Origin of the sequence: Nocardioides sp. Root140 (assembly GCF_001426745.1) — a bacterium.
Taxonomy (GTDB): Bacteria; Actinomycetota; Actinomycetes; order Propionibacteriales; family Nocardioidaceae; genus Nocardioides.
The window spans coordinates 47,093-62,661 of sequence record NZ_LMFI01000011.1; the positions used below are offsets into that span (position 1 = coordinate 47,093).

Genomic DNA, 15,569 nt, shown 5'->3' on the forward strand with positions numbered 1-15,569 from the left:
TTCAACCCGTGGCAGCCTGCGGACGTGCACACTGTGCGCCACCGTCACCAGGGAGGTCTGCGTTGCTGACTCGAATCGCTGTCGTCAACCGTGGAGAGGCCGCGATCCGGCTGATCCGTGCCGTGCGAGACCTCAACGCCGAGGGCGGTGCCCAGCTCACCACGATCGCCCTCTTCACGGACGACGAACGGTCAGCGATGTTCGCGCGCGAGGCCGACGAGGCCCACGGCCTCGGCCCCGCCTCCGCGCGCCCCTACCTCGACCACGCGGTCCTGGAGCGCGCCCTGGTCGAGACCCGTGCCGACGCGGTCTGGGTCGGCTGGGGCTTCGTCGCCGAGGACCCCGCCTTCGCCGACCTCTGCGACCGGCTGGGCATCACGTTCATCGGCCCGTCCGGTGAGTCCATGCGCAAGCTGGGCGACAAGATCGGCTCGAAGCTGATCGCCGAGGAGGTCGGGGTGCCCGTAGCCCCCTGGAGCCGCGGCGGGGTGGACACCCTCGAGGAGGCGCTGGCCTCCGCCGAGCAGGTCGGCTACCCCCTGATGCTCAAGGCCACCGCCGGCGGTGGCGGCCGAGGCATCCGCAAGGTCGAGAACCCGGCCGACCTCGAGGACGCCTACCAGCGCACCCGCGACGAGGCCGAGCGCGCCTTCGGCAGCGGCGTGGTCTTCCTCGAGCGCCTCGTGACCGGCGCCCGCCACGTCGAGGTGCAGCTGATCGCCGACGGGCAGGGTACGGCGTGGGCGCTCGGCGTACGCGACTGCTCCGTGCAGCGCCGCAACCAGAAGGTGATCGAGGAGTCCGCCTCCCCGCTCCTCGACGAAACCCAGGTCGCCGAGGTCAAGGAGTCGGCCGAACGCCTGGCGCTGGCCGTCGGCTACCGCGGCGCCGGCACCGTCGAGTTCCTCTACCACCCCGAGACGCGCACCTTCGCGTTCCTCGAGGTCAACACCCGGCTGCAGGTCGAGCACCCGATCACCGAGGTCACCACCGACGTCGACCTCGTCAAGGCGCAGCTGCACGTCGCGGCCGGTGGCCGCCTGGAGGGCGAGCGCCCGGCCGAGGTCGGCCACGCCGTCGAGGCCCGGCTCAACGCCGAGGACCCCGACCGCGACTTCGCGCCCTCACCCGGCCGCATCGCCCTGCTGGAGCTGCCCGCCGGCCCCGGCATCCGGGTCGACTCGGGCGTCGCGGAGGGCGACACGATCCCCGCCGACTTCGACTCGATGATCGCCAAGGTGATCGCCTACGGCCGCACCCGTGCCGAGGCACTCGCCCGGCTGCGCCGCGCCATGGCCGACACCACCGTCGTGATCGAGGGCGGCGCGACCAACAAGAGCTTCATCCTCGACCTGCTCGACCAGCCCGAGGTCGTCGACGGCAATGCGATGGTCGACGGCAGCGCGGTCGGATGGGCCGACACCGGGTGGATCGACCGGGTCCGTGCCGAGGGCCGGCTGGTCGCGCACAAGCACTCGGGAGTGGCCCTGGTGGCCGCGGCGATCGAGGCCTACGAGGACGAGGAAGCGGTCGAGATCGCCCGCCTCCTCGAGACCGCCCGTGGCGGTCGCCCGCAGGTGCAGCACACCGTCGGACGGCCGGTCGAGCTCAAGCTGCGCGGCACCGTCTATCGAGTCACGGTGGTGCAGACCGGTCCCGAGACCTATCGGGTGACCGTGGCGCTCGGGGACCAGTCCGAGACGTTGACGGCCTCCCTCGACCGGCTCGACGAGTTCCACGCCCGGCTCACCATCGACGACCAGAGGTTCCGACTGGTCAGCGCCACCCACGGCCCGATGCACCTCGTCGAGGTCAACGGGGTCGCGCACCGGGTCAGCCGTGACGAGGGCGGCGTCGTACGCTCGCCGGCGCCGGCGCTGGTCGTGGCCACGCCCGTCCGTGCCGGCGACGTGGTCGAGGCCGGTACGCCCGTTCTCGTGCTCGAGTCCATGAAGATGGAGACCGTCCTCCACGCCCCCGTCGCCGGGACCGTGAAGGAGCTGCTGGTCACCACGGGCTCACAGGTCGAGACCGGCGCGCCGCTGCTCAGGCTCGAGCCCGACGCCGAGGCCGATGCGGCTCCGGCCACCGCGGCTCCGGGCGAGGCTCCCGGCCTCGACCTGCCGGTCGCCCGTGGTGAGGTGACGCTCGACGAGCGGGTACGCCGGGGTCTCGCTGACCTGAGTGCCGTCCTGATGGGCTTCGACCTCGACCACAGGGCCGACCGTGCGGTGGTCGACGACTACCTGGGCGCCCGCGAGGCATTCCGTGCCGAGGGTGGCGACGTGCTGACCGACGAGCTGGCCCTGCTCGCCATGTTCGCCGACTTCGCCGAGCTCAGCCGCAACCGGCCGGCCGGGGAGCAGCTGCACACCGAGCTCCGGGTGCACAGCTCGCGTGAGCACTTCCACACCTACCTGCAGAGCCTCGACGTGGAGCGCGGCGGCCTGCCCGACGAGTTCCGACAGCGCCTGATCCGTGTGCTGGCCCACTACGGGGTGGTCGACCTCGACCGTACGCCGCAGCTCGACGAGGCGGTCTTCCGGATCTTTCTCTCCCAGCAGCGATTCGCCACCGACCTCGCGCTGGCCACGTCGCTGCTCGAGCGCTGGATGGCCGAGCCTCCGCCGGCGACCGAGATCGGCGCCGGCGTGCGCGAGCTCCTCGACCGCCTGGTGCGTGCCACGCAGCTCCGGTTCCCGGTGGTCGGCGACCTGGCCCGCAGTGTGCGGTTCCGCTGGTTCGACCAGCCGGCCGTCGACGCCGAGCGCGCCGGCGTACTCGCGGCCGGGCGCAACGAGGCCGCAGCGCTGGCCGCGGACCCGGACCTCTCCGATCGCGACGCCCGCCTCGACGCCCTGGCCGACATCCCGGAGCAGATCGTCGGGTTCCTCGCCGAGCGGCTCGAGAAGGGCATCCCCGCCCACGAGCCGATGCTGGAGGTCCTCTTCCGCAGGCACTACCGCGAGTACGACCTGCACGACGCCCGGCCGGTCCACATCGACGACCGCCCCTGCGCGGTCGCCGACTACACGCTCGACGGACGCCCCACCCACCTGGTCTCCACCGTCGGACACGTCTCGGAGCTCGTCCCCGGCAGCGGACTGGGCGACGCCGTCGACCAGCTGGTCGACGGGGGCGGGGACGGCGTGGACGTCGTCGCCGACCTCTACCTCGGCTGGGCCGACGCGCCGGCCACCCCCGACGCGATGTCGGCCGAGCTGGGTCGCCTGGTCAACGCGCTCTCGTTCTCCGCCGCCGTACGCCGCCTCGTGATCGCGGTGTGCCCCGGGTCCGGCCGTCCCGTGGAGTACTTCACCTTCCGGCCTGCCGAGGGCGGAGCCGTCGAGGACACCCTCGTGCGCGGCCTGCACCCCATGGTCGCGCGCCGCCTCGACCTGTGGCGCCTGCGCAACTTCCACGTCACCCGCCTCGACGCCCCCGAGGACGTCCTGCTCTACGAGTGCGTGGCGCGGGAGAACACCCAGGACCGGCGCCTGGTGGCGCTGGCCCAGGTGCGCCAGCTCGCCATCATCCGCGACGACGAGGGCCGGGTGATCGCCGTACCCCATGCCGAGCGTGCGGTCGAGAACTGCCTCGAGGCGATCCGTCGGGTGCGCACCTCCCGCGGGGCCGCGGGGAGCAAGCTCGACGTCAACCACGTGTGGGTGCAGGTGTGGCCGGTGGTCGACGCCGACGTCGACCAGCTCACCACCCTGCAGGGCAAGATCACGCCGCTCACCGACGGCGCGGGCATCGAGGAGGTCGTGGCCCAGGGCCGCATCGCCGGGCCCGACGGGCAGGCGACCCCGGTCGCCATCCGGTTCCACGCCCGGCCCGGGTCCGGCGTCACCGCCTCGATCGAGCCGCCGCCCACCGAACCGCTCAAGCCTCTCGACGAGTACGCCGGCAAGGTGCTCCGGTCGCGTCGCCGCGGAATGGTCTACCCCTACGAGCTGACCGGAGTCCTGGCCGGCAACGGCGGAACCCTGGTCGAGCACGACCTCGACGAGAACGGTGTGCTCGTTCCGGTCGACCGCGCACCGGGCCTGAACAAGGCCGGGATCCTCGTGGCCGTGGTCACCACCCCGACGACCCTGCACCCCGAGGGAGTCACCCGCGTGGTGCTCTGCGGTGACCCGACAAAGGCGCTGGGAGCGGTCTCCGAGGCCGAGTGCGCGCGGCTGATCGCGGCGATCGACCTGGCCGAGCAGATGCAGGTCCCGGTCGAGTGGTTCGCGATCTCGGCAGGCGCCCGCATCTCGATGGAGTCCGGCACCGAGAACATGGACTGGGTGGCCGCCGGCCTCAAGCGGATCATCGAGTTCACCCAGGCGGGCGGCGAGATCAACATCGTGGTCGCGGGCATCAACGTCGGCGCCCAGCCCTACTGGAACGCCGAGGCCACGATGCTCATGCACACCAAGGGCATCCTCGTGATGACGCCCGACAGTGCCATGGTGCTGACCGGCAAGCAGTCGCTCGACTTCTCCGGAGGCGTCTCCGCTGAGGACAACTTCGGCATCGGCGGCTACGACCGGGTGATGGGCCCCAACGGCCAGGCGCAGTACTGGGCGCCCGACCTGGCCAGCGCGTTCGGTGTGCTGATGGCCCACTACGACCACACGTACGTCGTACCCGGTGCCTCGGGTCCGCGGCGTGCGCCGAGCAACGACCCGGCCGACCGGGACATCACGTCCTTCCCGCATTCGGCACCCGGGAGCGACTTCGCGACGGTGGGCGAGATCTTCTCCGCGGCGACCAACCCCGACCGCAAGAAGGCCTTCGACATCCGGACCGTCATGCGGGCGCTGGCCGACCAGGACCACCCGACCCTCGAGCGCTGGGCCGGCATGGCCGACGCCGACACCGCGGTGGTGCAGGACGTCCACCTCGGTGGCCATCCGGTGTGCCTGCTGGGCATCGAGTCCCGGCCGGTGGCACGACGCGGCTTCCCGCCCACCGACGGCCCCGACACCTACACCGCGGGCACGCTGTTCCCCAGGTCGTCGAAGAAGGCGGCCCGGGCGATCAACGCCGCCAGCGGCAACCGGCCGATGGTGGTGCTGGCGAACCTCTCCGGCTTCGACGGCTCACCCGACTCGATGCGCAACCTGCAGCTCGAGTACGGCGCCGAGATCGGGCGGGCCATCGTCAACTTCGACGGTCCGATCGTCTTCTGCGTGATCTCGCGCTACCACGGTGGTGCCTTCGTGGTCTTCTCCAAGCGGCTCAACCCGCGGATGACCGTGCTGGCGATCGAGGGTTCCTACGCCTCGGTGCTGGGTGGCGCCCCGGCCGCGGCCGTGGTCTTCGCCGGCGAGGTCGACAAGCGCGCCGCGGCCGACCCGCGAGTGGCTGCCCTCGAGGAGCGGATCGGCGAGGCCTCCGGCACCGACCGTGCCGGCATGGTGCTCGAGCTGGCGACGTTGCGGGCCGAGTTGCGGGCCGAGAAGATCAGCGAGGTCGCCGCCGAGTTCGACGGTGTCCACGACATCCACCGCGCCGTTCGCGTGGGATCGGTCGACGAGGTCATCTCCGCCGCGCAGCTGCGGCCGAAGATCATCGAAGCGATCGAGAGAGGCGCACGAGCCGGCAGTTGTTGATGCGCGAGCCGTCAGTTCTTGCGTCGCGAACCCGCGCATCAAGAACTGCAGGTTCGTGGGTCAGGGGACAGGGCGTTGGAGGCGGTCGAGGAACGCGATCAGCAGGGCCTCGCGCATGGCGGGGGAGGCCACGTCGAGCATGGCGTTGACCTCGGCCATCCGCGCAGGCAGGGCCAGTGAGCCGTCGTCGGACGCGCTGACCAGCCCCGAGGCGGCCAGCAGTCCGTCGAAGTCGTCGTCGGACAGAGTCGTCGGGTCGAGCGCGGCGATGAAGGCCACCACCTCGGGGTCGACCGACACAGGGCCAGCCGTCACCGCGGACTCGACGGCCGCCTTCAGTGCTGCGAGGAAGTCGTCGACATGGGCCAGGGTCGCCGCCGAGACCGACAGGTGGATCGTGGCCGGCGCGTCGGCGTACGACATCTGCGGCTGGACGTACCACCCGGCCGCGGCCATCTCGTCGCAGACCGTGAACGGGTCGCACGCGTCGGTGCAGGCCAGCGCGACCAGCGTCGAATCCGGCTGTACGACGACCCGCAGCTCGGGGATCGACGTGATGCCTTCGACGATCCGGTCGACCGCGGTGAACACATCCTCGGCCAGGCGCAGGTAGCCGTCGTCGCCGATCGACTGCACCACGGCCCACGCCGCCGCCAGCGGGCCACCCGACTTGGTCGACTGCATCGTCGAGTTCAGCATCGTGTAGCCGGGCCAGTCCGCCGAGGCGAAGTACTGCGCCTTGCGCAGCGCGGGCGTGCGGTGCAGCAGGATCGACGTGCCCTTGGGTGCGTAGGCGTACTTGTGCAGGTCGACCGAGACGCTGGTGACCCCGTCGACCGCGAACGTCCACGGCGTCACCGGCCGCCCCAGCCGGGCGGCGTACGGCAGCACCCAGCCGCCGATGCAGGCGTCCACGTGGCAGCGCACGCCACGGGCCGCGGCAGCCGCCGCGATGTCGGTCACCGGGTCGACCACGCCATGGGCGTACGACGGTGCGCTGGCCACCACGAGGACGGTGCGGTCGTCGATCGCAGCGGCCATTGCATCTGCGTCCGCGCGGAAGTCGGACGTCACCGGGACCACGACGGCTTCGACCCCGAAGTAGTGGGAGGCCTTGTGGAATGCGGCATGTGCGGTGGACGGCAGCACCATGCGCGGGCGCTCGACGGACGGGTTGGCGTCGCGAGCCGCCTGCACGGCCAGCAGCACGGACTCGGTGCCGCCCGACGTCACGGAGCCGACCACGGACGGTGGTGCGTCGAGGAGGCCGCAGGCGAAGCCGACCAGCTCGTTCTCCATGGTGAGCAGCGACGGGAAGGCGGTCGGGTCGAGACCGTTCGAGCCGGCGTACGCCGCGACCGCGGCCCGGCCGACCTCGTCGACGTCGGGCAGTCCCGAGTCGTAGACGTAGGCCAGGGTGCGTCCGCCGTGGACCGGGAGGTCGCCGGCCTGCAGGGCGCGGAGGCGGGCGAGGACGTCGGTCATACGGGCTCCTGGGAGTCGGGTGCGGTCTCCTCGATCGAGGGGACCAGCAGTGTGGGGTCGCCGAGCGAGTAGCGCGAGAGCCACCACAGCGATGCGAGGGTCAGGGCAGCCGGCACCAGTGAGAAGCCGAGCACGATCGCGGTGACCGCCGAGTCGGGCTGATCCACGTCGCCGGAGGTCGAGGAACGGTAGTCGCCGGCGGCCAGCATCAGGGCGAAGAGCCCCGGTCCGAGAGCGAGCCCGAGCGTCTCGGCCGCCGTCCACACGCCGGTGAACACCCCGACCCTGTTGGAGCCGGTGCGCAGGGCGTCGGCCGCGGCGGCGTCGGGCAACATCGCCATCGGGAACACCTGGGCGCCGGCATAGCCCACGCCGATCAGGCCGGTGGCGGCGAACACCACGGCGGCCGGGGCCTCGCGGGACACGATCGCCAGCAGCGCGCCGGCGGCCAGCACCAACGACGCCGCGACATATCCCTGCTTCTTGCCCACCCGGGTGCCGAGCCGCGCCCACAGCGGCGTCAACAGCAGTGCCGGCCCGACGAAGCAGACGAACAGGATCGTCGACGCGCCCTGCCACTCGAGCACGTCGCCGGCGAGGTAGTCGACGCCGGCGAGCATGCAGCCCGTGGCCAGTGCCTGGAGGACGAACGTGATCAGCAGGAGCCTGAAGTCCCTTGCCTGGCTGACGATTCTCAGCTGGTCGGCCAACGACCCGGCGCCGGCACTGACCTCTCGATGGGGCGCGTTGCGGGTGCCGACGTACGTGCCGACGACACCGATCGCGATCAGCACGGCCATCACCACGCCCATCACGCGGTAGCCGTCACGGCCGCCGATCGCGTCGCGGATCAGCGGCGCGGTCGCACCGGCGAGCATGATCGTGAACGCCAGGATCGCCACCCGCCACGACATCAGTCGCGTGCGTTCGTCGTACGAGTCGGTGATCTCGGCGGGCATCGCGACGTACGGCACCTGGAAGAAGGCGTACGCCGTCGCGCAGCCGAGGAAGCAGACCAGCACCCACAGCGCGTCGAGACCCTGCGAGCCGGACGACGGCCCCGCGAAGAGCAGCGCGAACGCCACCGCGAGGGACAGGCCACCGCGTAGCAGCCACGGACGCCGCGGGCCGCGCGGGTCGTCGGTCCGGTCGCTGATCCGGCCCGCGACGGGGTTGAGGATCACGTCCCACGCCTTCGGCAGGAACACGATCAGTCCCGCGTAGAGCGCGCCGATGCCCAGGCTGTCGGTCAGGAACGGCAGCAACATCAGGCCCGGCACCGTGCCGAACGCCCCGGTCGCGACCGAGCCGGTGGCGTAGCCGACGCGTACGCCGCGGGTCAGGGGCTCGGACATGTCCGAACACTAGCCATGCAACCGGCTGGGCGTCGGGAGTTGCGCAGAGTCAAGGATCCACGGTTCTGGCACCAACACGTGCAGGGTCGGGACGCAAGGAATGCCAGCTCGGTCAGAGGGCCTCGGCCATGGCGGCGCAGGCCTTCAACCACGCCGAGCGTGTGGCGTCGGAGAGCTGGTCGTACTGCACGACCGACCCGGCCACCAGCGCCGGGTCGTAGGGGATCCGGAAGACGTCACGCGTGCGCTGCGCATAGACGGCCGTGAGGTCCTTGGCCAGTTGCGCGTCGACGTTCGGTGACGGGTCGGCCAGCACGGTGATCGTCTTGTCCTTGATCTGCGAGTGCCCGGCGTCGGCGAGCGCGTCGAGCATCCACAGGCCGGAGTAGCCGGTGTCCTCGCGCACCGTGCAGGTCACCACGATCAGGTCGGCCATCTTGGCGGCGGCCAGCCAGTTCTCCGCACGCAGGTTGTTGCCGGTGTCGACCAGGATCAGGTGGTAGAACCGCTCGAGCAGCCGGTGCACGGCGTCGAAGTCGTTGGCCTTGATCGTGCCGGTCACGTCGGCCCGCTCGTCGGAGGCGAGCACGTCGAAGTGGGCGTCGCCCTGGCTGCGCACGAAGGCGCTGAGGTCGCCGATGCGCGACTCGTAGACGTCCTGGAACCGCTCGAGGTCGTCGAGCAGCTCGCGGGTCGTGTTGTGGTGGCCGACCTGCTCGCCACGCATGCCGAGCGTGCCGCGGGTCTCGTTGTTGTCCCACGCGACCACGCCTCCGCCGCGCACGGTGCCGAACGTGTAGCCGGCCGCGAGCACCGACGTGGTCTTTGCCGCGCCACCCTTCGGGTTCGCGAACACGACGGTGCGCGGCCCCGCGAACGAGCGTTGTACGGCGGCCCGCGACTGGCGCCACGTGCGTTCGGCCTTGCCCATCTTGGGCTTTATCAGGCCGAACGTGAGCTTGCGGACGACGCCCCGCCAGCCCCACGTCGCCGGGCCGATGTCGATCGCCTGGTGCCGGGCACGTAGGAAGTCCTGGGCGGTGGGAACGGGCTCAGGTTCCTGCTGGGGTGGGAGGTTCGGCTGCTGGCCGGCGTACTGCCCGCCCTGGGGAGGCCCCTGCTGGCCGGCCGGCGGTGGCTGCTGGCCGGTGGGCGGCTGCGCCTGGTGGGCGCCGGCAGGTGGTCGCTGGTGCTGGGGTGGCTGTGCGTAGGACGGTGGCGCGCCGTTGTACGCCGCAGCACCGTCTGTCGGCCCGGGCTGGCGCCTACGGGCGCCCGGGTTCGTCGACGGTCCGTTCTGCTGGCTGTTCTGGTGACCGGTCGCCGTCGGGGGATGCGCGGCGTACGGCCCCGAAGGCCCCGCGACCGGACTGGGCTGGAGCTGCCAGCGAGGGTGCTGGTCCGGGCCGTTTCCGCTGACCGGGGCGTCGTCGGGCATCGTTACCTCCGAGTGTGGTTCGAGCATCCGCTTGGCATTGTTGCATCCCGCCACGGTGACTCGGTGGCCCCGACGGCACGGCTCACAGGCCGCGGGCGTCCACCAACCCCGAGGGCGCTACTTCGCCAGGGAGCGTGAGCTGCCCGATCCGTAGCGCCGGGTCGGGCTGGCACCGATGCCGGCTGCCTCCGAGGCACCGGGCTTGGCCTTCTTCGCAGCAGGCTTCCTGGCAGGGGCCTTGTCGGGCGGGGAAGCCTCCTCGGGCTCCCTGTCGCTGGACCACTTGCTGATCCAGCCGTCGATGAACTTCCACGTCGTCTCGCGTGCCGAGCGTCCGGTGAGCATGCCTAGGTGACCTCCTGGGACGACCTCGAAGCGCACTTCGGGTGACCCGGTGAGTAGGGGAACAACTGCCTTCACGCACGCGACCGGAGCAATCCCGTCGGTGGCGCCGCCGAAGACCAGAACCGGCTTGTCGACGTCCTTGATCTCGATGCGACGATCACCGAACGCGAAGTAGCCGTACTTCAGGTCGTTGGTCTTGAAGAACCGATGGTAGAGCTGCCCGAACGTGCGGCCGGGGTAGGCGATCATGTTGGCGGTGAAGACCTCGACCGCCTCGATCTGCGCCAGGAAGTCCGTGTCGTCGAGATTCTGCAGCTTCACCAGCGGCTTGGAGACGAGCTTCTGGGCGGCGGAGAGCTGGAACGCCCACCGCACCAGGGGCTTCGGGGCGCCGCCCATGGCCTGGTAGACCCGCGTCACCGGGCCGCGGCCGTCGGTCAGGCCGCCGAGCCAGGGCCGGTCCGCCATCTTCACGAGCGGGCGCAGGGGCGCCATCAGCGGCACCTTCGCCACGTCGAACGGCGACCCGACGATGGTCATCGAGGCGATCGGGAGCGTCGGGTCGTCGGCGGCGGCCAGCGTCATGAAGATTCCGCCCAGGCTCCATCCGATGACGTGCACCGGTCGACCCCCGGCGTGTTCGGAGGCGGCCCGGATCGCCATCGGCACGACCTCGTCGATCCAGTGCTCCATGCCGAGGTTGCGGTCGCGGAACGACACCTCGCCGTACTCCACGAGGTACGTCGGTCGTCCGCCGGTGACCAGGTGCTCGACCAGGGAGCAGCCGCGGCGCAGGTCGAAGCAGATCGACGGCGCGGCCAGCGGTGTCACGAGCAGGACGGGGTCGCCGTCCTCCTTGACCTTGCCGCTCGGACGGTAGTGGTAGACCTGCCGCAGGAGCCCTTCGTCGATCAGGGTGCGAGGCATCTTCCTGAGGTCCGCCACGCCGCCGTACAACATCTTGTGGGCGACGTTGCTCGCGGCTGAGACGACCTGATCGGGTTTCGGGATCAGATCCATGTTCGCAAAGTACCCGAACCTCGACATTCGTGGGCGCGACGACTAGACACTGACCATGAAGTGGAACGCGATCAGGACAGTGGGGGCCGCGGGAGTCGCGGCCATCGGTGCAGTGGCGGTGCACGACCTGACCCAGAAGAGGCATGCGCTCAAGCGGAACTTCCCGGTGGTCGCCAACCTGCGCTACCTGCTCGAGTCGATCGGCCCCGAGCTGCGGCAGTACATCATCACCGACAACGACCAGGAGCGGCCCTTCAGTCGCGACCAGAGGCGCTGGGTCTACGCCTCGTCGAAGCTGGAGAACAACTACTTCGGGTTCGGCACCGACAACAACATGGAGAACAACGTCGGCTACCCGATCATCCGGCACCGCACGTTCTCCGACGTCGCGCCGAACACCAGCATCCACGACGGCGAGGAGCAGCCGCTGCCGTCGGCGAAGGTGATGGGCGGGCCGCGGGGTCGCACGCACGCCTTCCGGCCGAACTCCATCGTGAACGTGTCGGCGATGAGCTTCGGCTCGTTGTCGGGAGCCGCGATCGAGGCCCTCAACAAGGGGGCGGCACTCGCCGGCACGCTGCACAACACCGGTGAGGGCGCCCTCTCGCCGCACCACAAGCAGGGTGGCGACCTGGTCTTCCAGATCGGTACGGCGTACTTCGGCTGCCGCGACGAGCAGGGGCGGTTCGACCTGTCCCGGCTCAAGGACGTGGTGGACTCGGCGCCGGTCAAGGCGATCGAGATCAAGCTGAGCCAGGGCGCCAAGCCCGGACTGGGCGGCATGCTGCCGGCGGCCAAGATCAGCCAGGAGATCTCCGAGATCCGCGGCATCCCGATGGGGCACGACTGCTCGAGTCCCTCGCGGCACACCGAGTTCAGCGACGTCGACAGCATGCTCGACTTCGTCGAGACGATCGCCGACGCCACCGGCCTGCCCGTCGGCATCAAGTCCGCAGTCGGCAACATGGACTTCTGGCAGGACCTGCTCGAGCAGATCACCCCGGAGCGCTCGGTCGACTTCATCACCATCGACGGTGGCGAGGGTGGCACCGGCGCGGCTCCGCTGGTCTTCAGTGACTCGGTCGCGCTGCCGTGGCGGCTGGGTTTCAGCAGTGTCTTCAAGCTCTTCGCCGAGGCCGACAAGGACGGCGACATCACCTGGATCGGCTCTGCCAAGCTCGGCCTGCCGGAGAACGCGATCGTGGCGATGGCGCTGGGTGCCGACATGGTCAACACCGCCCGCGGCGCCATGCTCGCGCTGGGCTGCATCCAGGCGCAGAAGTGCCACACCGACCACTGCCCGACAGGCGTCGCGACCCAGAACCCGTGGCTCGCACACGGCCTCGACCCCGAGCTGAAGTCGGTGCGGGTGGCCAACTACATCAAGACGATGCGGCGGGACCTGCTCAAGATCGCCGAGGCCTGCGGTGTGCCCCACCCCGGGTTGATCGGGATCGACGACGTCGACATCGTGGACGGCGTACAACAGACCCGGTCGTTGGGCGAGGTGTACGGCTACCGTCCCGGCTGGGGCCTCCCGCCGGAGCCGGTGCGCAGCGACATCACGGCGCTGATGGCGCCCCACGTGCCCACTCCCTGACCAACCGCGTGCTTTTGATGCGCGAACCGTGTGCTCTTGCGTCGCCAACCGCGTGCTTTTGATGCGCCAACCGTGTGCCCTTGCGCCTCGAACACCGGGTTCTTGATCTGAGACATCAAGAACCCGGTGTTCGCGCATCAAGAATCCACGGTTGGCGCATCAAGGATCCGGTGTTCGCGCATCAAGAATCCACGGTTGGTGAGGCGGGAGGGGAGGGGTCAGGAGAGGCGGGCGGGGCGCACGGGTTTGCCGTGCGAGGGGCGCACGGACGTCAGCTCGGACAGGAAGCTGTTCGCCCAGCTGGCCACGTCGTTCTCGGTGACGGTCTTGCGCATCGCCTTCATGCGGCGGGTGCGGTCCTTGTCGTCGGAGCGCGCCGCATCGAGGATCGCCGACTTCATGCCGTTGATGTCGTAGGGGTTGACCTGCCACGCCTGCCGCAGCTCGTAGGCAGCCCCGGCGAACTCCGAGAGCACCAGCGCACCGTCGTTGTCGAAGCGGCAGGCGACGTACTCCTTGGCGACGAGGTTCATGCCGTCGCGGTACGGCGTGATCACCATGATGTCGGCCGCCCGGTAGAGCGCGGCCATCTCGTGGCGAGGGTACGCCGAGTGCAGGTAGGCGATCACCGGCTGCCCGATGCGACCGAGGTCGCCGTTGATGCGGCCGACGAGGCGGTCGATGTCGTCACGGAGCACGCGGTACTGCTCGACGCGCTCACGGCTGGGGGTCGCGACCTGCACGAACACGCTGTCCTTGACGTCGAAGTGGCCGTCGGCGACCAGCTCCGAGTAGGCGCGCAGCCGCGGGTAGATGCCCTTGGTGTAGTCGAGCCGGTCGATGCCGAGCAGCACCCGCTTCGGGTTGCCCAGCGCAGCCCGGATCTGTGCGGCGCGCTCGGCCACCGACTCCGAACGTGCCAGCTCCTCGAAGCCGGCGGTGTCGATCGAGATCGGGAACGCGGCGGCCAGCACGGTGCGACCGTCGGGCAGGTAGACCAGGTCGCGGTGGGTCTTGTGGCCGACCCGCTGGCGGACCAGCCGGACGAAGTTCTGCGAGGCCCCGGAGAGCTGGAAGCCGACCAGGTCCGCGCCGAGCAGTCCCTCGAGGATCTGGCGCCGCCACGGCAGCTGCTGGAAGAGCTCGCCGGGCGGGAACGGGATGTGCAGGAAGAAGCCGATGCGCAGGTCGGGCCGCAGCTCGCGCAGCATCTGCGGCACCAGCTGGAGCTGGTAGTCGTGCACCCACACGGTCGCGTCCTTCGAGGCGATCTCGGCGGCGCGGTCGGCGAAGCGCTGGTTGACCGTGACGTAGGAGTCCCACCACTCACGGTGGAACTCCGGCTTGGCGACGACGTCGTGGTAGAGCGGCCACAGCGTGCCGTTCGAGAAGCCCTCGTAGAACTCCTCGATCTCGAGCTCGCTCAGCGGGACCGGGACGAGCGAGAGGCCGTCGTCGACGAAGGGCTCGCTGGTGTCGTCGGCGACGCCGGTCCAGCCGATCCAGGCCCCGTCGTTGCTGCGCATCACGGGCTCCATGGCGCTGACCAGTCCGCCGGGGGAGCGGCGCCACTGCTGCGACCCGTCGGGCAGGGTCACCCTGTCGACGGGCAGGCGGTTGGCAACGATCACGAGGTCTGCGGATCCGGTCGTCACGCCCCGACCCTATAGGGCCCACCTCGGTGGGTGGGCGCCAATCGCTAATCCCCGCGCGGGGTCTTCGGCGGTTTCACGGCCCACGTCTCGAGCCGGGAGTAGCCCTTCACCGGTGTCGTCCGCGCCCGTCGTACACGGAAGAGGTCGTCGTGCTCACGCAGCTCGTCGGCGAGCTCGCGGTTGACCAGAACGCGGCCGGGCCGGGCGATCGAGGTGAGTCGAGAGGCGATGTTGACGACCTCGCCGAACACGTCGCCGAGCCGCGCGAGCACCCGGCCGTGTGCCATGCCGACGCGCACCTGCGGGAAGTCCTCGTCGATCTCATGGGCGCCGGCCAGGCGCAGCGCGATGCGGCCGGCCGCGACCGGGTCGTCGGCCACGAAGAGCACCTCGTCACCGATCGTCTTGATGATCCGGCCGCCGTCGTCGGAGATGACGGCGTTGACCGTCGACTCGAAGCGCTCGACCATGTCGGCCAGCTCGTCGGCGTCGAGGCTGCGGGTGCGGCGGGTGTAGCCGACGATGTCGGCGAACCCCACGGCCTGTACGACGGCATCGTCGGAGGCCTGCAACAGCAGCCGGCCGGCGGCGTTGGCCAGGTGTCGCCGCCAGACGTACTCCTGCAGGTCGGAGAGGGCGGGCAGCGCGGTCTTGATCACCGGCTCGATCTCGGCGAAGTCGAGGCGGGCGCCCGAGCCGAGCATCATGGTGGCGACCTCGGCGATCTCCCACTCGGCAAGGCGGGCGAAGCTGCGGCCCATGCTGCGGGTCAGCGCGTTCTCGGTGCGTGGGTCGACCATTCCGCTGGCGACCAGCCCCTCCAGGGTGCGCACCGCCTCGACGTCCGCGTCGGTGAACAGCACCTCGTCGTCGGAGGCGGGGGAGGGGAAGCCGAGTGAGAGCCAGAGCTCCCGGGCGCGCTCGTCGGTGACGCCGGACTGCTCGATGACGTCGAGCCGGGTCAGGTGCGGAGCCTGGCCGAGCAGCGTGGCCTCGAGGGCAGCGAAGAGCGCAGGGTCGAGCCCGGGAGTCTGGGCCACCTCAGGCCGTGTCTCGCAACGGCGC

General features: G+C 70.5%; 8 protein-coding genes. 2 read left to right on the forward strand and 6 right to left on the reverse strand.

Annotated features, from left to right (window positions below):
• Positions 1–62: 62 nt before the first annotated feature.
• A complete protein-coding gene (locus ASD30_RS18850; protein WP_056685402.1) occupies positions 63–5,606 on the forward strand; it encodes an ATP-binding protein in 5,544 nt (1,847 codons plus the stop codon).
• A gap of 60 nt (positions 5,607–5,666) precedes the next feature.
• Here the strand turns inward: ASD30_RS18850 and ASD30_RS18855 are convergent, their stop codons facing one another.
• The 4 genes from ASD30_RS18855 to ASD30_RS18870 form a co-directional block, all read right to left on the reverse strand.
• Positions 5,667–7,091, reverse strand: coding sequence for a pyridoxal phosphate-dependent decarboxylase family protein (locus ASD30_RS18855; RefSeq protein WP_056685405.1), 1,425 nt, complete (start codon positions 7,089–7,091; stop codon positions 5,667–5,669).
• Positions 7,088–8,446, reverse strand: a complete 1,359-nt coding sequence (locus ASD30_RS18860; protein ID WP_056685408.1) for an MFS transporter — start codon at positions 8,444–8,446, stop codon at positions 7,088–7,090. The genes ASD30_RS18855 and ASD30_RS18860 overlap by 4 nt, the downstream gene beginning before the upstream one ends.
• A gap of 112 nt (positions 8,447–8,558) precedes the next feature.
• Positions 8,559–9,884, reverse strand: coding sequence for a MinD/ParA family ATP-binding protein (locus tag ASD30_RS18865; protein WP_200949846.1), 1,326 nt, complete (start codon positions 9,882–9,884; stop codon positions 8,559–8,561).
• Between the two features lie 117 nt (positions 9,885–10,001).
• A complete protein-coding gene (locus ASD30_RS18870; RefSeq protein WP_056685412.1) occupies positions 10,002–11,249 on the reverse strand; it encodes an alpha/beta fold hydrolase in 1,248 nt (415 codons plus the stop codon).
• Positions 11,250–11,304: 55 nt separating this feature from the next.
• Here ASD30_RS18870 and ASD30_RS18875 point away from each other — a divergent pair, with 55 nt between their 5' ends.
• The gene (locus ASD30_RS18875; RefSeq protein WP_056685415.1) at positions 11,305–12,849 is read left to right on the forward strand and encodes an FMN-binding glutamate synthase family protein; all 1,545 of its coding nucleotides are present in this window, start codon (positions 11,305–11,307) and stop codon (positions 12,847–12,849) included.
• Between the two features lie 218 nt (positions 12,850–13,067).
• Here ASD30_RS18875 and ASD30_RS18880 read toward each other — a convergent pair whose 3' ends face one another.
• Both ASD30_RS18880 and ASD30_RS18885 read right to left on the reverse strand, forming a co-directional pair.
• On the reverse strand, positions 13,068–14,504 hold the full coding sequence (locus ASD30_RS18880) for an alpha,alpha-trehalose-phosphate synthase (UDP-forming) (RefSeq protein WP_056685418.1): 1,437 nt from the start codon (positions 14,502–14,504) through the stop codon (positions 13,068–13,070).
• Between the two features lie 44 nt (positions 14,505–14,548).
• Entirely contained in the window at positions 14,549–15,544 is a 996-nt protein-coding gene (locus tag ASD30_RS18885; protein ID WP_056685421.1) for an adenylate/guanylate cyclase domain-containing protein, read from the reverse strand.
• Positions 15,545–15,569 lie beyond the last annotated feature (25 nt).